Genomic DNA, 23,548 nt, shown 5'->3' with positions numbered 1-23,548 from the left:
GAAAACGACGTAAAGCGTCAGCTGGTATTTAAACTGGTATTCAAGTGGTATTAATGTCGGTCATCTGAGTCAGTGGAATGATCACGATGACCGACGCGCTTGCCCATGTCACTCTGGACCAGGAGCTGTCTACGCCGATCTATCTGCAGCTTGCCCAGCAGCTGGAGTCGGCGATTCATGCCGGGCGTTGGCGTGCGGAGGAGGCATTGCCTTCCGAGCGTGCTCTAAGTGATCGCCTCTCTATTTCCCGTGTCACTGCTCGCAAGGCTCTGGATGTCTTGCTTGCTCAAGGCTTGATCAGCCGCTCCCACGGCTCCGGCACGTTTATCACGCCACGGCTTGAGCAGCCATTGTCCCGCCTGTCGAGCTTTAGCGAAATGCTTCGTAGCAAGGGATTCACGCCCAGCTCGCAGTGGTTATCCCGAGAACTTTCTGAGCCGACGCCTGAAGAGGTCTTGCGGCTCGGCCTTTCCCCACGGGATCACGTCGCCCGGCTCAAGCGTCTGCGGCGTGCCGACGGAGTGGTCATGGCCATTGAACACAGCGCGCTCCCGGCGCGCTTCATGCCGGACCCGCAAGCTGTTGGCGATTCTCTCTATGCGTGGCTGGACGCAGAAAATCTATCGGTTGTCCGGGCGCTTCAGCACATCCAGGCGGTAAATGCATCACCTGAGATGGCTCATCTGGCTGGCCTTGAGCCCGGCACTGCGATGCTGCTCATGACCCGAATCAGTTATCTCGCGGATAACACGCCTATCGAGCTGACCGATACCTATTGCCGTAACGACTATTACGATTTTGTCGCCGAGCTTCGGCGTTGAGGAGGGACCATGCTTACGGGAAACATCCTCACCCCTGACGGTTGGCGCTACGGCCAGCTCCAGGTGGAAGACGGGCGCATTAGCTGCCTGGATGCAAGGCCCTGCAACCCTGCCGAGAATGAAGCCCCTTATCTACTGCCGGGCTTTATCGACTTGCATGTTCACGGCGGTGGCGGGGCGGATACCATGGAGGGCGGCACTGCTATCGAGACCATTGCCCGGACTCATCTTCGCTTTGGCACAACCAGCCTCCTGGCTACCACCATGACAGCGCCGCCAAGTGATATCGAGGCGGTATTGCGGGGCCTGGGCGAGCGAATCGAGGATCGTCCAGCAGGTGCAGCACGCGTGTTGGGCGTCCACCTTGAAGGCCCCTACATCAATGCAGGAAAACTGGGTGCACAACCCAACTTTGCCTGTACGGCAACGTTAGCCGAGCTGGATCACTACCTGTCGCTGGCGCCTATCAAGGTTGTCACCCTGGCGCCGGAGATTGCCAGCCATCGTGAAATCATCCAAGCACTGAGCCGGCGCGGCATACGGGTACAGATCGGTCACACGCTCGGTAGCTATGAGGACGGCGTGGCTGCGCTGGAGCATGGTGCGCACGGCTTCACGCATCTGTTCAACGCCATGACCGGTCTGCATCATCGTGAGCCGGGAATGGTAGGGGCTGCATTGGCCCATGCGCAGTATGCTGAATTGATTCCTGACCTGCTTCATGTCCACCCGGGTGCCATTCGCACAGCTCTGCGTGCAATTCCCTGTTTGTATTGCGTCACCGATTCCACCGCTGCCGCAGGTATGCCGGACGGTGAATACAAATTAGGGCGGCAACCCGTTACCAAGTGCCTGGGTGGTGTACGGCTGGCGGACGGAACCCTTGCCGGTAGCACCCTGACCATGGATCAAGCCTTGCGCAACCTTGTGCGGATTGGGCTCCCCCTGGAGGACGCGGCGCAGCGCCTGTCTCGTTATCCTGCCGAGTACCTGGGACTGACCGATCGAGGTCGGTTGTCTCCGGGTAGCTGGGCCGATGTGGTCTGCTTTGATCGCATGCTGAACCTTCAGTCCGTGCACGTCGAGGGAGAAGCCCATGACTTCACTCATGCATGAAGAAGCCCGTACGGCCTGCATTGCCGTGACTAACCAGTTGCGTGAGGCCGAGGAGGCTATCCAGTCCCTGGCCGAATCGTTGCGCCGCCAGCCGCCGCATCTTGCCGTAACCGTAGCACGGGGCAGCTCTGATCATGCCGCCACGTATTTCGCTTACTTGGCCATGCCACGGCTCGGCGTACCGGTTCTGTCACTTCCCATGTCGCTCATGACGTTGCGTCAGGCCTCGCTCAACGTGAGGGGCCAATTGGCCCTGGGCTTTTCGCAGTCGGGTAAAAGCCCTGATCTGGTCGACAGTATGGCGGCGTTAAGGGCTCAGGGCGCACGAACGGTAGCATTGGTAAACGTGGCTGAATCACCGCTCACGGCTGCCTGCGAACAGGTCATCCCCCTTAGCGCAGGCGCGGAGCGCAGCGTGGCGGCAACCAAGAGCTTTATCGCGACATTAAGTGCCGGTGCACGTCTGGTAGCCCACTGGCAGAACGATACGGCGCTGTTGGCGGCTGGACAACAACTGCCAGAGGACTTGCAGCGTGCCTGGGCGCTGGACTGGACACCTGCCATCGAGGTCTTGCAAAACGCACAGCGTTACATGGTCGTTGGGCGCGGGCTGGGCTTTGGAATAGCTCTAGAGGCGGCGCTCAAGTTCAAGGAAACCTCTGTACTGCAAGGCGAAGCTTTTAGCGGTGCCGAGATCAGGCATGGGCCGATGGCGCTCATCGAGAGCGGTTACCCACTGCTTGTTTTTGCCCCGCGCGGCCCTGAGCAGGCTGGCCTCCTGACACTGGCGCATGACATGAGACAGCGGGGGGCAACCGTTCTGCTGGCGGCGCCGGCCAATGTACCTGGGCATGACCTTGTATTGGCCGAAGCTGGGCATCCGGACCTTGACCCGCTTCTGGCTATCCAGACGTTTTACAAAATGGCTGCCGCGCTGGCTGAAGCACGGGGCCTGAATCCTGACGAACCTCGCCATTTGCAGAAAGAGACTTGTACCCGCTGACCCTTTGAGGATGCGCCATGTCCACTCGCGAACTGCTGCTTACTGCTCCCCTGGCCGGCCCGCTGCTGGCTCTCACGGATGTTCCAGACCCAGTATTCAGCGAGGGGCTGATGGGACCGGGCATTGCCATCGATCCGCTCGAAGGCCAGTTATTTGCGCCTTGTGCCGGTGAGGTCATACAGATCGCCCGGAGTGCCCATGCCATTACGCTTCGCCATGACGATGGGTATGAAGTGTTCATGCATGTGGGGCTCGATACGGTCCAGCTCAAAGGCCAGGGATTTCAACTGGACGTACATGAAGGTGACCGAGTCAGCGCCGGGCAACTGCTCCTGCGCTTTGATCTGGATACTGTCGCACAGGCAGCCCGTAGCCTGATTTCAATGATGACGGTCACCAATGCCGAGGGGCTGAGCATGAAAATGCTCACGACCCGGCAAGCGCGCGTAGGTGAGCCATTATTGATCCTGCAAGGTCAGACCCGCCTGGCGACAGACCCTGATTCCTCCCTCTCTGAGCCGCATGCAGAGGGCTCGGCCATGGTGGCGCATTCCGGGGGGTTGCATGCCCGTCCGGCTGCGCTGTTACGCGAGGCTGTGCAACCCTTTTCAGCGACCACGCACATCCTGCATAACCACCTTCGGGCCGATGCGGCAAGTCTGGTTAGCCTCCTGAAGTTGGGTGTAAAAGAGCAGCAGCGGGTCATGATCGAGTGTCGTGGACAGCAGGCCGTCCAGGCACTGGCAGCAGCCATCCAGGCCTTGGAGCATCCGGCCGCCCGCGTCAGAGCCGCGGCATCACTAGCACTGGTGCCAGCCTCCCTGTCGACCCCTCCAAAGCACGGCGAAGGTGTGATTCAAGGCATTTGCGCCTCGCCTGGTCTCGCCATGGGTCCACTCTGGAAACCGGAGGCGTTGACGCTACCGGCCGAGCGCCATAGCCGCCAAGGGGCTGCGGCTGAGCAGGCTGAGCTCGACAAGGCCTTGCAGGCTACAGGCGTATTGATTCAGCAACGTATCGATGAGGCGCAGCGCAGGGGACAAGACGCTGAGGCGGCTATTTTTACAGCGCATCTGGCGCTTTTGGATGATCCCGAACTCTTACAAGACAGCCAGCAGTACCTGAACGATGGTCTGACAGCTGCCCATGCCTGGCACGCTGCGCTTGAAAGGCAGTGTCAGATTCTGGCTGGCCTGGACAACCTCTTATTACGCGAGCGGATCAGCGACCTACGTGATGTACAGCGGCAGGTGTTACGCATCCTTTTGAATGTGCAACTCACGTTTGATCCTCCCCGCGGTGCGCTGGTAGCTGCTGACGACCTGAGCCCCTCTGAACTGACTAATTTGCTGGACGCACAGCCTGCCGGCCTCTGTCTGGCAGGAGGTGGGGCAACCTCGCACGTCTCTATCCTGGCGCGTGCGGCAGGGCTACCGTGCGTGGTGGCGCTGGGCGAATCACTCATGCACTTGGAGGTTAATGTCCCTCTGGTGCTGGACGCCTCAGCAGGACGGCTGGAAACTGCCCCAGATTCTGCACGACTCACAGCTGTCGAGTTGGAACTAAGGACGCAGGCCAAGCAACGGGAAAGGCTTCGACAGGCAGCACAGGATGCAGCCATCACCCGCGACGGCCAAACGATCGAGGTGGCTGCGAACGTCTCGCATCTGGCTGAGGCGAGGCGGGCACAGGCTGAAGGGGCCGATGGCATTGGCCTCTTGCGCACTGAGCTGTTGTTCATGGATCGCACCCAGGCACCGACACAACAGGAGCAGCGCTCCACATACCAGGCCATGCTGGAAGCCTTTCCTGACAGACCCGTTATCATTCGTACCCTGGATATTGGTGGAGACAAACCGGTCGACTATCTGTCCCTGACACCCGAGCCCAACCCTGCACTGGGCCTAAGGGGAATACGCCTGGGCTGGACACATCCGCAGCTCCTGGACGACCAACTCAAGGCGCTGCTACAGGTGCAGCCTGTTCAGCGCTGCCGTGTGCTGCTTCCAATGATCAGTGAAGTAGGCGAGCTCTTGCAGGTACGCCAGCGTATCCGTGATCTCGCTGCCGAGCTGAACGTACCACCGGCACTGGAGGTAGGTGTGATGATTGAGGTGCCTTCGGCTGCGCTACTGGCTGAGCAGCTGGCAGCCCATGCCGACTTTTTCTCTATTGGCACCAATGATCTGACGCAATACACCTTGGCGATGGACCGATGCCATAGCGATCTGGCCGCCCACATCGACGCCTTGCACCCTAGTGTACTGCGGCTGATTGCCCAGGCCTGCGCCGGTGCTCGCCGCCACGGCAAATGGGTTGGCGTTTGCGGTGATCTGGCAAGCGATTCCTTGGCCACGCCGGTACTGATCGGGCTGGGAATCAGTGAGCTCTCCGTGGGAGCGGCCCGAATTGGTGAGATCAAGGCACGGGTGCGTCAGCTTGAGGCTGCCCAGTGTCGGCAGGCCAGCGCCGCCTTATTGGATTTACCCAATGCTCAGGCTGTGCGAGCGCGCTGTGAGGCGCTATGGCCTGTGTTGTAAGCATCCATTTTCTTTTTTGCCCTTTGGCCCGCTCTGCCCCCTATAACAATACCTACGGAGGAGTGCCGCATGACTGTTCATGTATTTGATGGCGTTCAACGCCTGGGCCGTGCCCTGATGCTACCGATTGCAGTTCTGCCAGTAGCGGGGCTGTTATTACGGTTAGGTCAGCCTGACCTATTGGATATTGGCTTTATCGCTGCCGCGGGTAATGCCATCTTCGCCAATCTTGCATTGATTTTCGCCATCGGCGTGGCAGTCGGGTTCGCCCGGGACAGTAATGGGGTGGCGGGTCTGGCGGGGGCCATCGGGTATCTCGTGTTAACCGCCGTGCTCAAGCAGCTCGACGATAAAATCGATATGGGCGTGCTGGCAGGCATCTTGAGCGGACTTGTGGCTGGCGGACTCTACAACCGCTATCACGCAATCAGGCTACCGGAGTACCTCGCCTTTTTTGGCGGACGACGCTTTGTGCCCATCGTTACCGGCGTAGCCGGACTGGTGCTGGGTGGTCTTTTCTGGCTGGTCTGGCCGCCTATTCAGCATGCGATCGACCACGCTGGGCACTGGCTTATTGGCAGCGGGGTGGTAGGGGTGTTCGCCTATGGTGTGCTTAACCGCATCCTGATTATTACTGGGCTCCATCACATCCTTAATAACCTTGTCTGGTTCGTGTTTGGTGATTACACCAACGCACAGGGCATGCTCGTTCATGGCGATTTGAACCGCTATTTTGCAGGTGATCCTTCCGCCGGTATTTTTATGGCCGGTATGTTTCCTGTGATGATGTTCGGCCTTCCGGCTGCGTGCCTGGCCATGTACCGCTGCGCCAACCCTGAGCGGCGCAAACAGGTAGGCGGCATTCTGCTGTCCATGGCACTTACCGCGTTTCTGACCGGAGTAACCGAGCCTATCGAGTTTGCCTTTATGTTTCTGGCACCCCTGCTCTACGGCTTGCATGCGCTCCTGACAGGCGTTGCGATGGCCCTCATGTACCTGCTTAACGTACACCTGGGATTTACCTTTTCCGGTGGCGCGATCGACTATGCCCTGGGCTATGGCGTGTCAACGAATGGCTGGATGTTGATGCCAATTGGACTGGCCTACTTTGCCCTGTATTACGGCGTGTTCAGCTATTGCATCCGCCGTTTCGACCTTAAGACACCGGGCCGCGAGGTTGCTGAAAGCGCGGTATCGCCAGCCGCTGAAAGCGATGCCAGTCGGGCGCAAGCCTTTATCAGGGCCTTGGGCGGCGCTGGTAATCTACAGAGCGTAGATGCCTGCGCTACACGTCTGCGCCTGAATCTGATTGATCGCGGGAAAGCCAATGATGCCGAACTCAAACGGTTAGGGGCCCATGGTGTGATCAGACCAGGGCAGGGCGCTAGCGTGCAGGTAGTATTAGGCCCGCAGGCCGACTTGATTGCCGGGGAAATTCGCAATGCTTTGGAGGGCACCGACCATACGGCTCTTCTGGCGCAAGAGCCGTTGCCTGGGGCGAAGCCTGAAACGGTGTTTAGTGACCAACAGGTTGCTCAGTGGCAACATGCCTTAGGCGGTGCGGACAACCTCCAGCAGGTTGAGGCCGTAGCCTTTACCCGGTTACGCCTGCAATTAGGTGATGCCAGTCGAATCAATCGGGCGGAGCTTGAGCATCTGGGCTGCAGTGGCTTGGTACCGCTGGCTAATGGTGTATGGCACCTGCTGGTCGGCCCGCAAGCAGTGGGGCTGGCGGCCCGATTGAGTCGTTAATTGTCCCGACAGGGGCTTGGGTCTACCGAGCCCCTGGGTCATGAATTGCTAAAGCGACATGGGCAATGCCAGCGCAACCTGCTGGCGTTGGGCGAGTCGATGCTCGAATTCGGCAGGGTCGTGGATCAGTACATCCTGACCGGCAAACGCCTTGGCGGCGATCAGGCGGGACAGCCAGAAGCGTACGCAGGCAATCCGCAACATGATCGGCCAGAGTTCGACTTCAAGCGGCGTAAAGCGGCGCTTGGCGGCATAAGCGCTTAGCAGGGTTCTTGCTCGGTGCTCCTCAAGGGAGCCGTCATCCCGGGAGCACCAGTCGTTCACGGTGATCGCCAGATCGTAGAGCATCCAGCCGGAGCAGGCGTTGTAGAAGTCGATCACACCGGACAGGTGCGGACCGTCGAACATGACATTATCGCGAAACAGATCGGCGTGCAGGTTGGCGCTGGGAAGCCTAGGGTTTCGTTTCACTAGCGCATCGATTTCATCGAGCGCCTTGTGCAGCATGGCATTGGCCGCTTCCGGTAGCTCGGCTGCCAGCTGCGGGCCCTGCTCCAGCATCCAGGCAAGGCCTCGGTCACTTGGGCGCTCTATAATCTGGTCACGCGTTGCCAGGTGAATACCGGCAAGCAGCGAGCCGACCTCCTGGCAATGATGGGCGTTAGGTGAGCGCTCATGTTTGCCTGGCAGACGCGGCTGCAGGAGTGCCGGCTTGCCTTTGAGCATCCGTAGCCCATCACCCGCTTCGGTACGCAGTGCATAGGGCACAGGCAGGTCGGCTTCGTGCAGCACGTCTAAAAGCTGGATGAAGAACGGTAAGTCAGCGGCCGGGCCACGCTCGACCAATGTCAGAACGAACTCGCCACCCTCAAGGCTAACGAAATAATTGGTGTTCTCGGACCCTTCCGCAATACCGCGGAAATCACGTAGGCGGCCGAGGCCGTATGGGGCCAGGAAAGCTTCAAGTGTCGGACGATCAAGCGGCGTAAAGACAGACATGGGGTGAAGCTTTCCTCAAAGCGTCATGGACGGAGAACGGCCAGCAGGCCGAAAAACGGCGGGCAGTTTACCGCCTGCCGCCGTCTAAGGAACAGCCACCCATACTGACAGGGCCGAATAAAATCACCAGCGGAAGATTTCCCACTGGGGAATCAGCATGTCGGGCTGATCTGAGCGGATAAAATTACTGTCGCCATCGGCACGTACTAGAAAATACGGCTTGCCATGCTTGGGCGTAATCTTGATGGCATACAGAAATCCGTTCACCCGGTATTCCTGAATGGTCTTGTCGCCGTCGTGGCGGATCGTCACGTCCGGCTCCGGTGAGGGCGCTTCTTCCTGGGCCAGTGCAGGTGCAAGGGGAGCAGCGAAAAGACTGATCAGTAAAAGTCGTCTGAGCACACGCATGGTAACCTTGTCCTTTTGAATAGGTCAGAGGAAATTCTACCTCTGGACCTCGCGAAAAGGTTGATCTCGCTCATGAGCCAAGCGCCTCTCGTCCTGGTGGACGGTTCCTCCTACCTCTACCGTGCCTTCCATGCCTTGCCGCCCTTGATGACCTCGACCGGCAGGCCGACCGGCGCCGTGAAAGGCGTCCTTAACATGCTGCTGTCCTTACGCAGACAGTACCCGGACAGCCCCTTTGCCGTGGTCTTCGATGCCAAGGGCCCGACATTCCGGGATGAACTCTTCGCCGACTACAAGGCGCATCGGCCATCCATGCCGGACGATCTGCGCAGTCAGGTCGAACCCCTGCATGCCTGCATCCGAGCGCTGGGCCTGCCACTTCTCAATGTAGAAGGGGTGGAGGCAGATGATGTGATCGGCACCCTGGCTCGTAGCTGCGCGGCTGCCTCACGGCCGGTAGTGATTTCGACTGGCGACAAGGACATGGCGCAGCTGGTCTGCGAGCATGTCACGCTGGTCAACACCATGAGTGGAAGCGTGCTGGATATTGAGGGTGTAAAGGAAAAATTCGGTGTTGGCCCTGAGCACATCATCGATTTTCTGGCCCTCATGGGTGACAAGATCGATAACATTCCCGGCGTGCCCGGGATTGGTGAAAAGACGGCCTGTGGCCTGCTCAACGGCATTGGCGGTGGCCTGGATGTGCTCTATAGCAATCTGGACAAGGTAGCCACCCTACCGATTCGTGGTGCCAAGTCACTGGCCGCCAAGCTAGAGCAACACCGTGATCAGGCGTACCTCTCCTATCAACTGGCAACTATCAAGATCGATGTTCCGCTCGATGTAAAGTTTGATGAGCTGATGCCAGAAGAGCCGCACCGCGAGGCGCTGATTGCCCTGTACAAGGAAATGGAGTTCAAGTCCTGGCTGGACGATTTGCTGCGTGAAGCCAAGGACAGCGGAGAGCCGCTGCCCTTGGGCGAAAGTGAGCAGGCTACGCTGGAGCTGAACTACCAGACGGTCCTGACGCAGGAAGAATTCGACGCTTGGCTGGAAAAGCTCAAGGCGGCTGACCTGTTTGCGTTGGACACTGAAACCAACAGCCTGGACGCCCATCAGGCGGATCTGGCGGGTATCTCGTTTGCGGTAACGGCAGGCGAGGCGGCCTATGTGCCCGTTGCACACAATTACATGGGCGCTCCGACCCAGCTCGATCGTGATGCCGTACTGGCTGCGCTAAAACCGCTGCTGGAAGACGAGACCAAGTGCAAGGTTATGCAGCATGGCAAGTACGACAAGAATGTCTTTGCCCGCTATGGCATCACCCTGCGCGGCATTGCCTTCGACACCATGCTCGAATCCTATGTGCTGGATGCCACCGCCACCCGCCACGACATGGACAGCCTGGCACTCAAGTACCTTGGCCACAGCACTATTCGCTTCGAGGATATCGCTGGCAAAGGCGCCAAGCAGCTGACCTTTGATCAGATCGCCCTGGAACAGGCAGGCCCCTATGCCGCTGAGGACGCCGACGTTACCCTGCGTCTGCATCAGGCCCTGTGGCCCAAGCTTGAAGCCGTTCCGGCGTTGGCAGGTGTGTTGAAAGAGATCGAGATGCCACTGGTTCCGGTGCTGGCGCGTATCGAGCAGAACGGTGCATTTGTCGACCGTGAGCTACTAGGCATACAGAGCCGTGAGCTGGGCGAAAAAATGATCGCCTTGGAAAAAGAAGCCTATGAATTGGCTGGCCAGGAGTTCAACCTGGGCTCACCCAAGCAACTTGGCGAAATCCTGTTCGTGAAGCTGGGTCTGCCGGTTGTATCCAAGACCGCTTCCGGTCAACCCTCCACTGCAGAAGCGGTGCTTCAGGAACTGGCTGATCAGGACTACCCACTGCCCAAGGTCATCATGCAGCACCGCTCGATGAGCAAGCTCAAGAGCACCTACACCGACAAGCTTCCCCAGCAGATCAATCCGCACACCGGGCGTATCCATACCTCTTATCATCAGGCGGTAACGGCGACGGGGCGCTTGTCTTCATCCGACCCGAACCTGCAAAACATCCCGATTCGTACCGCCGAGGGGCGTCGTATTCGGCAGGCCTTCATCGCGCCCAAGGGCTACAAACTGATGGCGGCGGACTATTCCCAAATCGAGCTGCGCATCATGGCGCATCTGGCGCAGGACGAAGGTTTGTTGCATGCCTTCCAGAATGATCTGGATGTACACCGTGCCACAGCTGCCGAGGTCATGGGAGTAAACCTGGACGATGTAACCCATGAGCAACGCCGCCGCGCCAAGGCAATTAACTTTGGCCTGATCTACGGCATGAGCTCGTTTGGCCTGGCTAAACAGATTGGTGTAGATCGTAAGGAAGCACAGGCCTACATCGACCGTTATTTCCTGCGCTATCCGGGTGTACTGGCCTACATGGAGCGCACCCGTGCCCAGGTAGTGGACCAAGGCTATGTAGAGACATTATTTGGCCGCCGTCTGTACCTGCCGGATATTCACTCCAAGAACCAGAACATCCGCCGCGGTGCCGAACGTGCCGCGATCAATGCGCCGATGCAGGGAACTGCTGCAGATATCATGAAGCGCGCCATGGTGCGTGTGGATGACTGGCTGCAAAGCAGCGGTATAGACGCCCGCGTAATTCTTCAGGTACACGATGAACTGGTACTCGAAGTGCGGGAAGATCTGGTTGAAACCGTACGTGAACAGCTTTGCCCGCTTATGAGCGGCGCTGCTGATCTGGACGTGCCGCTGTTGGTGGAGGCCGGGGTCGGCTGCAACTGGGACGAGGCGCACTAACTAAGGCAGATGCAATGGGCCTCAATAGGGGCCTTTTTGCAGGATTTTATGGCGAAATGCTTTTAAAATGCTATGAATTGGCCGGTATCGTAAAAATGAGAACGTGTGCTCTGCCAAAATAACAAGGACTTATGACATTTTTGCGATGAACGGAGAACTTTTGTGAGGCCGTTCTGTCTTATTTTGTGAATGGCTTAGAAAAGCCCTTCGATGCTCCTTTGCTGTTTTAGTGTTGGCAGATTAACGGACCCCGCCCTAGCGGTCCGAACTTAAACCCCGATCTTTTCCCCTCCCCAATGAAGATCGGGTTTTTTTTTGCTTACAGAAAAGGGGGAACACGGGCAGCGTCCTGCCAGGGTGTACTCTGGCAACCCTGGCAATCAAACAAGAGGCTTGAAGCGTTATTCAGCCGCTTCGCTCTCACCTGTGTCGTCTTCCATCAGGCCCAGCCAGCTGGCCAAGACTTTGTGCGCATCTTCGATACCCTGGCGTTTGGGTGCCGAGAACAACTGTATGCTGGCATTGTCCCCCCAGCCTTTCTTGATATCGCGCTGCACCTTGAGCAGTGCATTCTTGGCTGCGCCAAAGGCCAGCTTGTCGGCTTTGGTCAACAGGACATGGATCGGCATACGGCTCGCCTTGCCCCAGTCCAGCATCAGAAGATCGAATTCCGTCAGGGGGTGGCGGATGTCCATGAGCAACACGATGCCCACAAGGCTCTCACGGCTGCCCAAGTAGGCTTCCAGGTGCTGCTGCCAGTGTTGCTTGAGCGGGATTGGGACTTTTGCATAACCGTAGCCTGGCAGGTCGACCAGGCGACGCTCCTCGTCCAATTTGAAAAAGTTGAGCATCTGGGTACGGCCGGGTGTTTTGGACGTACGGGCAAGGCTTGCATGAGTCAGCGTATTAAGCGCACTGGATTTGCCTGCGTTCGAGCGACCGGCAAAGGCCACTTCATAACCCATATCGGGCGGGCACTGGTCCACACGGGTGGCGCTGATCTGGTAAGTCGCTTGTTGGCAAAGGCCAATAATAGGATTTTTAAACGTCATAGTAGGTCTCGATGGCGCCGCGGCGCTGCGACTCCCGCTTTCGCTCAGCGGAGCCGTCTCTATAGAATGATGCAGATTCTGTACGCATAGTATGCCTGGGGTCGAGCAGGCTGGCTTGCGTCCCGTACACAGGCGTAATGGATCGACGGATGAAAACACTGATGGTGAGCCTTATGCTCACCCTGGGAATAAGCATAACGGCCCAGGCCGCAGGCGATGCCACTGCAGGTCAGGCCAAGTCGACTGTATGTGGCGCCTGTCATGGACCTGATGGTAACAGCCCTGTACCTAATTTTCCCAAGATTGCCGGCCAGGGCGAGCGCTATTTGATCAAGCAACTCCACGATATCAAAAAGGACGAGCGCCCCGTCCCTGAAATGATGGCGTTCATGCCAGCCTTGAGCGATCAGGATATTGAAGATTTAGCCGCTTATTTTTCCTCGCAAAAAACCGAAATCGGCGCAGCCGACCCCGCGCTGGTGGCGGCTGGTGAGGCGCTTTATCGAGGGGGGCGTCTTGAGCAGGGGGTTCCTGCCTGTACGGGATGCCATGCGCCGGATGGTGTCGGCAATAGTCCGGCTGGCTTTCCACTGCTGTCTGGTCAGCATACGGTTTATACGATCAAACAGCTGACGGCTTTTCGCGAAGGGCAGCGCACCAATGACGGAGACGCCATGATGATGCGCAGCATTGCCAATAAGCTTTCCGACCAGGATATTTCTGCACTGGCGACCTATATTCAGGGACTGCACTAGAGTTAATTGCAGGCGCTACGTCAGCACGGGTACGCGGAAAAGTTGAATCAAGCCTGAATGCCCCGTTAAAAAGCGCTGCGCTAGCCACCCATTTTGGTTCTGATGACCGCTACAATGGCAGACCCCGTCGCACGCTTCGATTGAAGCATGGCTTTGTTCGGTGCGGCCTGCCTGCTGCGAGCTTCGCAGTACGGCGTTTCAGCCCAGGAGTAGATTAATGCGTAACCTGATTTTTACCGCTGTATTAGCCTTTTCGGGCCTGTTTGGTACGTTTGCCAATGCGCAGGGAATCGAACCTGGCAAACAATACACGGAGATGACTAACCCGGTCCCAGTGGCTACACCGGGCAAGATCGAAGTCGTCGAGCTGTTCTGGTATGGCTGCCCTCACTGCTATGCCTTTGAGCCTACCCTCAATGCCTGGTCCAAGAAACTGCCTGACGACGTAAATTTCCGCCGTGTACCGGCCATGTTTGGTGGTATCTGGAACGTTCATGGCCAGGTATTCATCACCCTGGAAGCCATGGGTGTCGAGCAGAAAGTACATGAAGCGGTGTTTGCGGCTATTCACAAGGGACACCAGAAGCTGGCTACACCTGAGGAAATGGCTGACTTTCTGGTCAGCCAGGGCGTTGACCGAGAGAAATTCCTGAGCACCTACAATTCCTTCGCCGTGAAGGGACAGGTTGAGAAGGACAAGAAGCTGGCTATGGCCTATCAGATCAGTGGTGTGCCGACTATGGTCGTCAATGGCAAATACCGCTTTGATCTAGGCAGCGCAGGAGGCCCTGACCAAGCCCTGCAAGTGGCTGACTTCCTGATCCAGAAAGAACGCTCCGCCAAGTGACCCCTGCCGGGCCTGCCTGTCTGGTAGGCCCCTCCAGGCGGTATTCCCGGCTGGCCTCTCATTATCTCCTCCGGTTGCTTGGCGTCCTTCTGGCGCTGTTTACAACCTGTATCACAGTTTTGCATGACATGCTAAAGGCCGGGTTATTTTGGCCGTTATAGCGGCTATGAACCTTATCGAACCCATATGACCTGTGGCGTCTGCTAAAACATGCATAACGCTTTTGATTTACCAATGCTGCTCTCCCGGGGCCTGACATGAGCCAGGACGATCTCGAACGCTGGAAAAACAAATACCTGGAAGTTGTCGAGCGCCAGGAAGAAGTCGTGGCACGCTGGGAGGCCCGTCTGGATCTGGTGCGCCGTGGTCTGACCCGCACCAGTATCGCAGCCGAAGGCAATGATAAGGCGGTGGACGAGTGCCTGCATGATTTGCGTAATATCCTGCGCCACGAGAACATGGACGATGAACTCTCACGCATGATTCCGCGCCTGGAAAAGACAGTGCTTGAGTCGGAGCGTCGCCGTAGCGAGCGTGCCGAGCAGGCGGCCCAGGCATTTGCGGACCTGTCTCACATGCTGATGGCCTTGCCGCTGCCTCGGGATATCCGCAAGTCGCTAAAGCGCTTTGCCAAGAAGTCTGCCGCTTCAGCCGAACAGCCTGGTGATTTCCCCAAGCTGGTCATTGAGCTTAGCCAGCTGCAACGTCAGGCCCTGGAGGCCCAGGCCAATGCCCAGCCCCATAAGCCTGGATTTCTAGAGCGTCTGCTCGGAAAAGGTAAAGGGGAAACACCTGTTGTCCCCCAGCCCCAGCCTGTACCGGTTCGGCAGGATGAGGACGACGAAGAGGATCTGGAGGATGGGGCGGTTTCAACTGCTGTCGAACTACCGGCGCCCGCCGATCCGGCCAAGCCTGAGAAAACTGCACCGTCTAAGCTAGACAAACCCGAGCCTGAGACAGCATCGATACCCGTACCTGTCGAAGAGCCTAAGCCTACGGTCCAGCAAGAGGTATTAGTCGAGCCGGCTGCTGAGCCTGCATCTGCCTCTTCAGCTATCGCTGAGCCGCTCAAGGAAGTTCCTGCCGACACGGCCATCGCTGATGAAAGCGAAAGTTTTAAGACTGTCGAGCCCGAGAAGGTTTCTACCGCTGAAACAATTGCAGCCAAGACGGATGAATCGGCAGAGGTTGAAGTAGAAACACAGGCAGAGACAGGCGCTGGGGCGGAGACAGAGGATCAGCCTCCAGTATCAAGTACTACCACGGGCGATCCGCTTGAAGCAGGCCCCACCGTAACCACAGCGGAATCGGCGGCGTTTGATCTGCCACCTCCGCCAGAGCCCGGTTATAGTGCTATCGCCCCGCACATTGAGGCGACACTGATTCACCTGCTGGATGAATTGCAGCTGCCTGAAAGCCATAAGCCGCAGGCCGAGGCGTTGCGTCAGCGCATGTTCGGCCGCTTGAACTGGTATGAGTTGGTGCCCTTGCTGGATGATCTTTCGGGTCTTGTGCTATCGCTCAATGATCAGGGCCATCGCGAATTCGAGGGCTATCTCAAGCAGCTCAATCAGCGCCTGGATGGCTTTCAGAATCACCTGCAAAAGGTTAATGAAGGTCACGACGAGGCCCGTGAGCAGGAGCGTTCCTTTAGCGAAGAGCTGCGGGAGCAGGTAAGTGATCTGCAAACCCATGTGCAGGAGGCCGCCGAGCCCGATAACGTGAAGCAGGCGCTGGAAAGTCGTCTTGATGGCATGCTGTCCAATATGGAGCGTTACCAGCAGCAGCGTGAAGCGCGCGAGCAGGCAATGGCCGAGCGGCTAAAAACGCTCTCGGAGCGCGTCGCCAGCATGGAGCAGGAGGCTGATGATTACCGCTCTCATGTTGAGGAGCAGCGTAAGAAAGCACTTACCGATCCGTTGACCGGGCTGCCTAACCGCGCCGCCTGGGCCGAGCGGCTGGATGCTGAAGTATCACTCTGGCAGCGGTATCACAATAGCCTTTTGCTGGCTGTGATCGACGTGGATCACTTCAAGCGGGTCAATGATGACTTTGGCCATCTGGCTGGCGACAAGGTACTCAAGATCATTGGCAGCCAGTTGAGTAAGAAATTGCGGCGAGGCGATTTTATCGCACGTTTCGGTGGAGAAGAGTTTGTTGTCCTGTTGCCTAATACACCCATCGAAGAAGGCGAGCCACTGATTCACGAATTACGTACGGCAATCGAATCCTGCCCGTTCCATTTCAAGGGCGAGCGCGTCACCATAACCTGCTCGGCCGGCCTCACGGCGTTCCAGACAGGCGAGGGCAGCAAGCAGGCTTTCGAACGTGCGGACCAGGCGCTATATCGTGCCAAGCGTGGAGGGCGGAACCGAACCGAGCTGGCCTGACGGCCGCCGTATCTTACAAAGCTGTTTGAGGTCCTTGCGTTATGCGTCTGCTACTGCCCCTGTTAGTGCTTTTTATCACCTTGCTCACCGGTTGTGCCGGTGGGCTCAAGATCAATACAGACTACACCGCCAAGGACCAGGACAGCCGTGTGCAGTATATTGTGCTGCATTACACCGCGGCTGACTCGCAGCGCTCGCTGGCCATGCTGACCAAGGGCGGCGTAAGCGCCCATTACATGATTGACCAGGATGGTACGATCTACCAGTTGGTAGACGAAAACCGCCGTGCCTGGCATGCCGGACAAAGCGAGTGGGAAGGGCGTACCTGGCTTAACGCAACATCGATTGGGATCGAGATGGTAAATCTCGGCTTCCGCGATACACCCACAGGGCGTCAGTGGTTTCCCTTCACGGAAGAGCAAATCAAAGCGCTCATCCCGTTGCTCAAAGATATCCAGCAGCGTCATCACCTAGGGCCGAATGCCGTGATTGGCCACAGCGATATTGCACCGTCCCGCAAGCAGGATCCGGGGCCAATGTTTCCTTGGGCGCGCCTCGCTGCGGCTGGCATCGTCAACTGGCCATCCCCTGCTACCGTGGCACAGCGACAGGCCAGCCTGGGCGGAATACTTCCGCCGCCCGCCTGGTTCCAGCAACAATTGGCCCGTGTCGGCTATACCGTGCCGCAGACTGGCATGCTGGATAAAGCGACTCGCGATGTGATTGCTGCCTTCCAGATGAAATATCGTCCAGGCCGCTTTGATGGAGAGCCGGACCTGCAGACGGCAGCCTTGCTGCTCAGTTTGCCAACAGGTCGTTAATCAACCTTCTGGTTCGTGTTGCGGACCTTGCCCAGCAGGTGCAGCAGTTGTGCCTGCTCATCATCATTGAGTGGTGCGAAGACAGCTTTCAGTGCCTGCTGCCTCGGTGCCTGCGCGAGTGTAAGCGCTTGTCGACCGGCATCAGTCAGATGAACCAATACCGCGCGGCGATCATCCGGGTGAGGCTCACGGCGGACCAGCCCATCACGCTCCAACGCATCGATGGCATCAGTCAGGGTGCGGGGCGCATGCTTCAAGTGTTCAGCGAGTACGCCTGGGCGGCAAGGCCCAAGCTTGTCCAGGAGGCTCATGACCTTGTAGCGAGCAAACGAGAGACCTGAAGCTTGCAGGGCGCTGTCCAGATGCTGGCGCATGCTGCGCTTGATGTCGTGTAGGGCGTCAGAGATTTCAAAAATGATTGACATGACACATACTTGTCCTGAATATAGTGAGGAACCTCAATGAATGGGTCCTCCTTAATGGCTACATCATTTCATAGCAGCACGACGGATTCCAGTACGCGTCATGTTTTTCAGCGTATCCGTCATGAACTCAAGCGTCGCTGGGCCACTGTCATACGCCGGGAAAACCTGGGCGGCGATATGCTCCGCCTGACCTTTGGCGGCCCGGACCTTGCTGATTTCAACAGTCCAGCGTTCGATGACCACATCAAGCTTTTCCTGCCAGCCGACGACACGCCCATTCGCAGCGCTCCCATGGATGCACTCGTAGGTCGTCATTACACCCCCCGTTACTACGACCCTGCTACAGGCGAGCTGGCGATCGATTTCTACCTGCATGAGACCGGCGTGGTAACCACCTGGGCTACGCAGGCCCAGCCGGGCGATGAGATCGTGATTGGCGGTCCCAGAGGCTCGACGCTTCCGCCCAACGACTTTGACTGGTATGTGCTGGCCGGTGACGAAACAGCCCTGCCTGCTATGGCGCGCCGGCTTGAGGAGCTACCGGCAGGCAAGACGGCTATTGCTCTGGTTGAAGTAGCCCGTCCGGGTGCTGAAATTCCATTACCCAGTCAGGCGGCCGTAACAGTGATCTGGGTACACCGTGAGACAGCCAGTGACTCATTGGCGGATTCCTTGGCTCGGCTACAGCTGCCACCCGGTGAAGGCTATGCCTGGATTGCCAGCGAGGCCAGCGCCGCGCGTGCAGCACGGCAGGTGATGATCGAGCAGCATGGATTGCCCCGAGAATGGGTAAGAGCGTCCGGTTACTGGAAGCGCGGCGAAAGCGATCAGCATGTGAAGCTCGAAGATTGAACGCAACTACCGCATCTTCAGCCTCTACAAGCACCGACGGCCTGCCAACGCCGCGACGTTACAAGGCCATTGCGGCCTTGCTAACGGCTGTCAGCATGACGGTTCTGGACGCAGGCATCGCCAACCTGGCGCTACCGACTATTGCCCGGGCCCTTGATGTCTCAGCGGCTCAATCCGTCTGGATCGTCAGTGCCTATCAACTGGCACTGGTGGCTCTGCTGCTGCCTTTGGCGGCGCTGTCCGAGCGGATCAGCCTGCGTCGCGTATTTGGTGCGGGGGTCTGCCTGTTCAGTCTGGCATCGCTCGGGTGTGCATTGGCACCGGATCTCTTCTGGCTGGTGCTGGCACGCGCGCTTCAAGGCATCGGAGCTGCCGCGATCATGTGCGTCAGTGCAGGCATCGTAAAGCTGACCTACCCCAAACACTTACTTGGGCGGGGGATAGGCATCAATGCGCTCTGTGTTGCCTTGGGTTCGGCTCTGGCACCGAGCCTTGGCGCGGGTATTCTTGCCTTGGGCGGATGGCCCTGGCTGTTTGCAATCAACCTACCGATAGGACTGGTTGTTCTAATGCTGCTCAAGGCATTACCGGATAACCCGCAAGCCCAACGCCGCATTGACCCACTCAGTGTCCTCCTTAATATCGGCCTCTTCTGCTGTGGAATCGGTGGGCTTGAACGGATTGCGGTAGAACCCCTGCAAGGCGTCGTGCTGTTAGTGGTAGCCGCTGGCTGTTTATGGGGGCTGCTGCATCATGAGCGTGGACAGGCAGCGCCGCTGTTGCCGGTGGATCTGATTGAGCACCCCCAGTTTCGTCATGCCATCATGGCGTCTATTTGCTCTTTCGCTGCTCAGATGTTGTGCTTTCTGGCTATTCCCTTCTACCTGCAGCATCAGCTGGGGCTGACGCCGGTGCATGTGGCATTGCTGATGCTGTCCTGGCCGCTAACGGTAGCCGTGGCCGCTCAAGTCGCTGGCCGCTTGGCCGATCACTATCGCCCACAGACGCTCTGTATGCTCGGTGGTCTGGGTATCGCCCTGGGTTTGGCTATTACCGCCGTCTGGCCGCTGGCGGAAGGGCAAGGGCCCTTGGTAGCGTTCATGATTATCGGTGGTTTGGGGTTTGGCTTTTTCCAAGTGCCCAATAACCGGATCATGCTGACATCCACGCCTTCTTCCCGTACGGGTGCAACAGGAGGCATGCAGGCTACTGCACGGCAGACCGGCATGGCGCTGGGGGCCACAGCGTTGGCTATCCTGCTCCATCTCTGGCCGGAAAGCGCTCCTCGACTGGGGTTGGTACTGGCTTCGATGATGGGGCTGGCCGCTGCCTGGGCAAGCTGGCGAGCGCCACGTATTCAAGGCTCATGAAAAAGCCGCCCAGTGGGCGGCTTTTTCATTCAGGTTGGCAGGGTCATGAAGAATTGCGTGCCCTGGCCCGGCCGTGAAACAACGCCGATACGTCCGCCATGGAGCTGAATGATCTCCTTGCAAAGCGCAAGGCCAAGGCCGGCACCGCCTTTCTTGGTGCCAATCTGCACGAATGGCTCGAATACCCGACCCTGCTGGGCATAGGCAATCCCTTCGCCATTGTCCTGTACGGCCATAAGCAGACGATCGTTCTGGCGCATGGCCTGAAGCGAGACGCGGCCACCCGCAGGCGTATGGCGTAGCGCATTGCTGATGAGGTTATCCAGTACCCGACCCATCTGCGCCGGGTCAAGCGTGACGCGGGGTAACGGGGTATGCAGCAACTCGACTACCAGTTCGACCGACTTATCCCGAGCGGCATCAGCATGCCGGGCACGGGCCTGATCAAGCAGTTCGCTGACTTCGCTCGGGACTTTTTCAGGGCGCTGCAAGCCGCTCTGGTAGCGCGAGAAGTCCAACAAGTCGTTGATCAGGCGAACCAGCCGATGAGTTTCTTCATCTACCGTCTGTAGCAGATAGGCTTCGCGCGAGTCCTCGGGAAACTTCAGACGCTCCTGCAACAAGGCGAATGCCATATGCATGCCGGTTACCGGCGTGCGTAGCTCATGGGAGGCCCGCAGGACGAATTCATTGCGGACGCGGTCGAAGGCGCGCTGCTCGGTTACATCACGCAAGACCATCAGAGCCCCGACACTTCGGCCGTCGGCATGGTTGACCGGCGTTACTGTCCAGGCAAGCAGGCGGGTTTCGCCAGCAATATCGATCTGCAGATCTTCCGGAACAGCTTCCAGCGTCTTGCCGGATAATACCCGCTGTACGGCTGCGTCGATGTCCGGGCGTTGCAGGGCTTCGCCCAGGAGTTGGCCCTGACGCTCATCATCCCACCCCAGCTGGCGATTGGCCACAGGGTTGGCGTGTTCGATGTGACCGAGGTAGTCAAGGATGATCAGGCCGTAATCAATGCTGTCCAGTACCGCCTGCAAGCGACGCTGTCCGGCAACCAGGGCTTCAATATTAGTCTGGCTCAGTTGGCGCAGGGAGTCAGCCATGGAGCCAAAGCGGCGGCTGAGCAAGGCCAGCTCGGTAACTTTTGATGTGGGCAGGGTAATATCGAAGTGACCCTGGCTGATCTGGTCAGCTGCGTTGGCCAGCGAATCAATGGGCCCACCGAAGCGCCGTGCAATGGTGTTGGCCGTTGCAAAACCGATACCCAGGATGGCCAGCCCAACAAGGCCCAGCAGAACGGCAATCAGCGTAGCCTGGTTATGGGCGCGCTGCTGTGTGCCGTCCATGTCGCTGATAAAGCTCGTCTGTAAGTCATACACCTGGCTGCGCAGGCTATTGACCAGATCCAGAAAGGCTCTGTTTTCCCTGAGCTGTGCGTACCCGTCAGGGGGATTGTCGAGCATTTTGTAGTACTGGTTGTACTTACTCTCCAGCTGGCTCAGCCGATGGGTATCGTCTGGATTACTGACCAGGCTCTGGGTGGTGGCCAGGTAATTACGAAACTCCTGGTTGTAGTTGCGGAGCTGATCGACATCCGGCACTCCATCCATGAGCGCGTATAGCTCGTTGCTAAGTTCCTGACGCATCCCGAGAGAGGCGTTGATGAACAGTAGCGTATGTTTGTTGTAGCTCTCCTGGCTATTGGAGAACTGTAAGACACTGACCAGTCCGATAATGAGCCCGAGCAGCGCTACGGTAATGAGCGCGGAAATACTCAGGAACAGCCGTGTCCGAAGTTTTATCGGAAGCTTCATAGCCCATACTGCTTACGTTTACGGTAGAGCGTCGACGAGTCGATGCCGAGAATTTTGGCAGCCTGATCCAGCGTTTCGCTCGTTGCCATAACCGCAGCAATATGCGCTTTTTCGAGCGCTTCGAGACTCATGGTTTCACCCACGCGCGGTGCGCTGCTGGCTGTGCTGGGCTGCTCGGTCAGGCCAAGGTTGATAACGTCTACCAGATCCTTGCTGCAAATAATGCTGGCGCGCTCGATCACGTTGCGTAGTTCGCGCACGTTACCGGGCCAATCGTATTTACGCAGGGCTTCCTTGGCTTCCTCGCTAAAGCCATGAGCCGGGCGGCCATAGTCCTTGACGAAGCGGGCCAGGAAACGCTCGGCCAGATCGATGATGTCTTCTTTACGCTCGCGAAGCGGCGGCAGGGTCAGCACGATCACATTCAGGCGATAAAGCAGGTCTTCACGGAATTCACCTTCAGCCACCATCTGTTCAAGATTGCGGTTGGTTGCGGCCAGAATACGCACATCGGCCCGGCGCGTAACCGGATCGCCGACCCGCTCGTACTCTTTATCCTGGATAAAGCGCAGCAGCTTGGGCTGCAGGGCCAGGGGGAAATCACCGATCTCATCGAGAAACAGGGTGCCGCCATCTGCCTGGCTGACCCGGCCCAGAGTGCTCTCGCTGGCCCCGGTAAAGGCGCCACGGGTATGGCCAAACATTTCGCTTTCCATCAGGTCAGCAGAGAGTGACGGGCAGTTGATGGTCACAAACGTCTTCTTGGCGCGGCGGCTCCAGGCATGGATGGAGCGAGCCAGCTCGCCCTTGCCGGAGCCCGACTCGCCCAGAATAAGAATATTCGCGTCTGTCGTGGCGACCTGCCGCGCCGTTTCCAGTATCGACATCATCGCCGGGCTGCGCGACTCCAGACCCAAACTGGATTTGCGTACTTCGCCTTCGAGCGCTTCGAGACGAGCGGACAGCTGGCGGAATTCCAACTGCTTGGCTGCAGCCATACGCAGTTGATCAGGACTACAAGGCTTGACCAGATAATCAGCAGCACCGGCTTGCATGGCATCGACCGCCGTATCTACAGCCGAGTGGGCTGTCACGATCACTACCCGCATCCAGGGCGCCTGAATGCGCATCTGTTGCAGCACATCCAGACCATTGTCCTCACCCAGGCGCAGGTCGAGGAAGCACAGGTCATATACCTGTCGCAGTAGCAGGGCTTCGGCTTGGGCTGCCGAGTTGGCCGTAGCAACACTATAGCCAGCATCTTCAAGGCAAAAACGGAAAGTACGCAGGATCGCTGCCTCGTCATCGACGAGAAGAATCCTTCCGTTCGGTTGATCCATGGAATGTTCTCCGTAGGTACATCCCGCGCCTATATAAACAGAGGGGGGCGGGAGGTCTGTCCCTTAGTCAGTTGTAAATCGTGCAAGTTGCAATATGCACGACGAAAGATGCCAGTCTTTTGATGAGATGTCATGACGCGCTGATAAGGGGCAGATAGAGGAGGGGCCATGCAAATTGCAGGGAAGCCTCGAAAAACACCAGCCTTACTACCGATCCAGCTCTGAAAGCGGCACAGACAACGAGGCACTAACGCTGAGGTTTTGCCCTTTCCTGGAAGGAAGGCAACACAAGTAGAGACCGTTTGGCTTGAGAAGTTCGTAGAGAGGGGAGGTTTTTCTTCAAAGGCATCATGCAAAACGCAATGCTCCAGAGACTGCATCTTGCAGTATGCAAGCGGCAATAAGCGGCATCTATTTATAAGC

The 23,548-nt window shown here is 57.9% G+C and carries 18 protein-coding genes; 12 read left to right on the top strand and 6 right to left on the bottom strand.

Annotated elements, in window-relative coordinates:
* Window positions 1-77 precede the first annotated feature (77 nt).
* From IEX86_RS10375 to nagE, 5 genes are all read left to right on the top strand, one after another.
* Window positions 78-821 (top strand): GntR family transcriptional regulator, encoded by a 744-nt coding sequence (locus tag IEX86_RS10375; protein WP_373290416.1) that lies wholly within the window; start codon window positions 78-80, stop codon window positions 819-821.
* A gap of 9 nt (window positions 822-830) precedes the next feature.
* Window positions 831-1,937, top strand: a complete 1,107-nt coding sequence (nagA, locus tag IEX86_RS10370; protein ID WP_188866052.1) for an N-acetylglucosamine-6-phosphate deacetylase — start codon at window positions 831-833, stop codon at window positions 1,935-1,937.
* The gene (locus IEX86_RS10365) at window positions 1,918-2,940 is read left to right on the top strand and encodes an SIS domain-containing protein (protein ID WP_188866051.1); all 1,023 of its coding nucleotides are present in this window, start codon (window positions 1,918-1,920) and stop codon (window positions 2,938-2,940) included. Before nagA ends, IEX86_RS10365 begins: the two co-directional genes overlap by 20 nt.
* Window positions 2,941-2,957: 17 nt before the next feature.
* Window positions 2,958-5,480 (top strand): phosphoenolpyruvate--protein phosphotransferase, encoded by a 2,523-nt coding sequence (gene ptsP, locus IEX86_RS10360; RefSeq protein ID WP_188866050.1) that lies wholly within the window; start codon window positions 2,958-2,960, stop codon window positions 5,478-5,480.
* A gap of 69 nt (window positions 5,481-5,549) precedes the next feature.
* Window positions 5,550-7,232 (top strand): N-acetylglucosamine-specific PTS transporter subunit IIBC, encoded by a 1,683-nt coding sequence (gene nagE / locus IEX86_RS10355; protein ID WP_188866049.1) that lies wholly within the window; start codon window positions 5,550-5,552, stop codon window positions 7,230-7,232.
* Between the two features lie 48 nt (window positions 7,233-7,280).
* Here the strand turns inward: nagE and IEX86_RS10350 are convergent, their stop codons facing one another.
* Together IEX86_RS10350 and IEX86_RS10345 are read right to left on the bottom strand one after the other, a co-directional pair.
* A complete protein-coding gene (locus IEX86_RS10350; RefSeq protein WP_188866048.1) occupies window positions 7,281-8,231 on the bottom strand; it encodes a homoserine kinase in 951 nt (316 codons plus the stop codon).
* A 123-nt stretch (window positions 8,232-8,354) separates the two neighbouring features.
* Window positions 8,355-8,639: a DUF2782 domain-containing protein gene (locus IEX86_RS10345; RefSeq protein WP_188866047.1), complete on the bottom strand. Its 285-nt coding sequence runs from the start codon at window positions 8,637-8,639 to the stop codon at window positions 8,355-8,357.
* 72 nt (window positions 8,640-8,711) lie between these two features.
* Here IEX86_RS10345 and polA point away from each other — a divergent pair, with 72 nt between their 5' ends.
* The gene (polA, locus tag IEX86_RS10340; protein WP_188866046.1) at window positions 8,712-11,453 is read left to right on the top strand and encodes a DNA polymerase I; all 2,742 of its coding nucleotides are present in this window, start codon (window positions 8,712-8,714) and stop codon (window positions 11,451-11,453) included.
* 401 nt (window positions 11,454-11,854) lie between these two features.
* Here the strand turns inward: polA and yihA are convergent, their stop codons facing one another.
* Window positions 11,855-12,505: a ribosome biogenesis GTP-binding protein YihA/YsxC gene (yihA, locus tag IEX86_RS10335; RefSeq protein ID WP_188866045.1), complete on the bottom strand. Its 651-nt coding sequence runs from the start codon at window positions 12,503-12,505 to the stop codon at window positions 11,855-11,857.
* Window positions 12,506-12,654: 149 nt separating this feature from the next.
* On the opposite strand from yihA, the gene IEX86_RS10330 reads away from it, so the two are divergent.
* The 4 genes from IEX86_RS10330 (at window position 12,655) to IEX86_RS10315 (ending at window position 17,318) form a co-directional block, all read left to right on the top strand.
* Window positions 12,655-13,260 (top strand): c-type cytochrome, encoded by a 606-nt coding sequence (locus tag IEX86_RS10330; protein ID WP_188866044.1) that lies wholly within the window; start codon window positions 12,655-12,657, stop codon window positions 13,258-13,260.
* A gap of 217 nt (window positions 13,261-13,477) precedes the next feature.
* On the top strand, window positions 13,478-14,107 hold the full coding sequence (locus IEX86_RS10325) for a thiol:disulfide interchange protein DsbA/DsbL (RefSeq protein ID WP_188866043.1): 630 nt from the start codon (window positions 13,478-13,480) through the stop codon (window positions 14,105-14,107).
* A 257-nt stretch (window positions 14,108-14,364) separates the two neighbouring features.
* Window positions 14,365-16,497, top strand: a complete 2,133-nt coding sequence (locus IEX86_RS10320; RefSeq protein WP_188866042.1) for a GGDEF domain-containing protein — start codon at window positions 14,365-14,367, stop codon at window positions 16,495-16,497.
* Between the two features lie 41 nt (window positions 16,498-16,538).
* Window positions 16,539-17,318 (top strand): N-acetylmuramoyl-L-alanine amidase, encoded by a 780-nt coding sequence (locus IEX86_RS10315; protein ID WP_188866041.1) that lies wholly within the window; start codon window positions 16,539-16,541, stop codon window positions 17,316-17,318.
* Here IEX86_RS10315 and IEX86_RS10310 read toward each other — a convergent pair.
* Entirely contained in the window at window positions 17,315-17,743 is a 429-nt protein-coding gene (locus tag IEX86_RS10310; protein ID WP_188866040.1) for a MarR family winged helix-turn-helix transcriptional regulator, read from the bottom strand. The genes IEX86_RS10315 and IEX86_RS10310 overlap by 4 nt on opposite strands.
* A 36-nt stretch (window positions 17,744-17,779) precedes the next feature.
* Between IEX86_RS10310 and IEX86_RS10305 the strand changes: the two genes are divergently transcribed.
* On the top strand, window positions 17,780-18,595 hold the full coding sequence (locus tag IEX86_RS10305) for a siderophore-interacting protein (RefSeq protein ID WP_229685302.1): 816 nt from the start codon (window positions 17,780-17,782) through the stop codon (window positions 18,593-18,595).
* Complete coding sequence (locus IEX86_RS10300; protein ID WP_188866039.1) at window positions 18,592-19,965, top strand: MFS transporter; 1,374 nt, start codon at window positions 18,592-18,594, stop codon at window positions 19,963-19,965. Before IEX86_RS10305 ends, IEX86_RS10300 begins: the two co-directional genes overlap by 4 nt.
* A gap of 29 nt (window positions 19,966-19,994) precedes the next feature.
* Here IEX86_RS10300 and IEX86_RS10295 read toward each other — a convergent pair whose 3' ends face one another.
* Both IEX86_RS10295 and algB read right to left on the bottom strand, forming a co-directional pair.
* Window positions 19,995-21,785, bottom strand: coding sequence for an ATP-binding protein (locus IEX86_RS10295; protein ID WP_188866038.1), 1,791 nt, complete (start codon window positions 21,783-21,785; stop codon window positions 19,995-19,997).
* Window positions 21,782-23,125 carry a sigma-54-dependent response regulator transcription factor AlgB gene (gene algB, locus IEX86_RS10290; protein ID WP_188866037.1) on the bottom strand — a complete coding sequence of 448 codons (1,344 nt, stop codon included), beginning with the start codon at window positions 23,123-23,125 and terminating at the stop codon, window positions 21,782-21,784. The genes IEX86_RS10295 and algB overlap by 4 nt, the downstream gene beginning before the upstream one ends.
* Window positions 23,126-23,548 lie beyond the last annotated feature (423 nt).

It is taken from the genome of Pseudomonas asuensis (assembly GCF_014646755.1).
Classification (GTDB): domain Bacteria; phylum Pseudomonadota; class Gammaproteobacteria; order Pseudomonadales; family Pseudomonadaceae; genus Chryseomonas; species Chryseomonas asuensis.
The sequence above is the reverse complement of the archived record's forward strand: the minus strand, read 5'-3'. Positions and strand labels throughout refer to the sequence as shown.

Bases quoted from the DNA above. Each gene is read 5' to 3' on its own strand.
- IEX86_RS10375 (WP_373290416.1), top strand. From the start codon at position 78: ATGATCACGATGACCGACGCGCTTGCCCATGTCACTCTGGACCAGGAG.
- nagA (WP_188866052.1), top strand. From the start codon at position 831: ATGCTTACGGGAAACATCCTCACCCCTGACGGTTGGCGCTACGGCCAG.
- IEX86_RS10365 (WP_188866051.1), top strand. From the start codon at position 1,918: ATGACTTCACTCATGCATGAAGAAGCCCGTACGGCCTGCATTGCCGTG.
- ptsP (WP_188866050.1), top strand. From the start codon at position 2,958: ATGTCCACTCGCGAACTGCTGCTTACTGCTCCCCTGGCCGGCCCGCTG.
- nagE (WP_188866049.1), top strand. From the start codon at position 5,550: ATGACTGTTCATGTATTTGATGGCGTTCAACGCCTGGGCCGTGCCCTG.
- IEX86_RS10350 (WP_188866048.1), bottom strand. From the start codon at position 8,231: ATGTCTGTCTTTACGCCGCTTGATCGTCCGACACTTGAAGCTTTCCTG.
- IEX86_RS10345 (WP_188866047.1), bottom strand. From the start codon at position 8,639: ATGCGTGTGCTCAGACGACTTTTACTGATCAGTCTTTTCGCTGCTCCC.
- polA (WP_188866046.1), top strand. From the start codon at position 8,712: ATGAGCCAAGCGCCTCTCGTCCTGGTGGACGGTTCCTCCTACCTCTAC.
- yihA (WP_188866045.1), bottom strand. From the start codon at position 12,505: ATGACGTTTAAAAATCCTATTATTGGCCTTTGCCAACAAGCGACTTAC.
- IEX86_RS10330 (WP_188866044.1), top strand. From the start codon at position 12,655: ATGAAAACACTGATGGTGAGCCTTATGCTCACCCTGGGAATAAGCATA.
- IEX86_RS10325 (WP_188866043.1), top strand. From the start codon at position 13,478: ATGCGTAACCTGATTTTTACCGCTGTATTAGCCTTTTCGGGCCTGTTT.
- IEX86_RS10320 (WP_188866042.1), top strand. From the start codon at position 14,365: ATGAGCCAGGACGATCTCGAACGCTGGAAAAACAAATACCTGGAAGTT.
- IEX86_RS10315 (WP_188866041.1), top strand. From the start codon at position 16,539: ATGCGTCTGCTACTGCCCCTGTTAGTGCTTTTTATCACCTTGCTCACC.
- IEX86_RS10310 (WP_188866040.1), bottom strand. From the start codon at position 17,743: ATGTCAATCATTTTTGAAATCTCTGACGCCCTACACGACATCAAGCGC.
- IEX86_RS10305 (WP_229685302.1), top strand. From the start codon at position 17,780: ATGAATGGGTCCTCCTTAATGGCTACATCATTTCATAGCAGCACGACG.
- IEX86_RS10295 (WP_188866038.1), bottom strand. From the start codon at position 21,785: ATGAAGCTTCCGATAAAACTTCGGACACGGCTGTTCCTGAGTATTTCC.
- algB (WP_188866037.1), bottom strand. From the start codon at position 23,125: ATGGATCAACCGAACGGAAGGATTCTTCTCGTCGATGACGAGGCAGCG.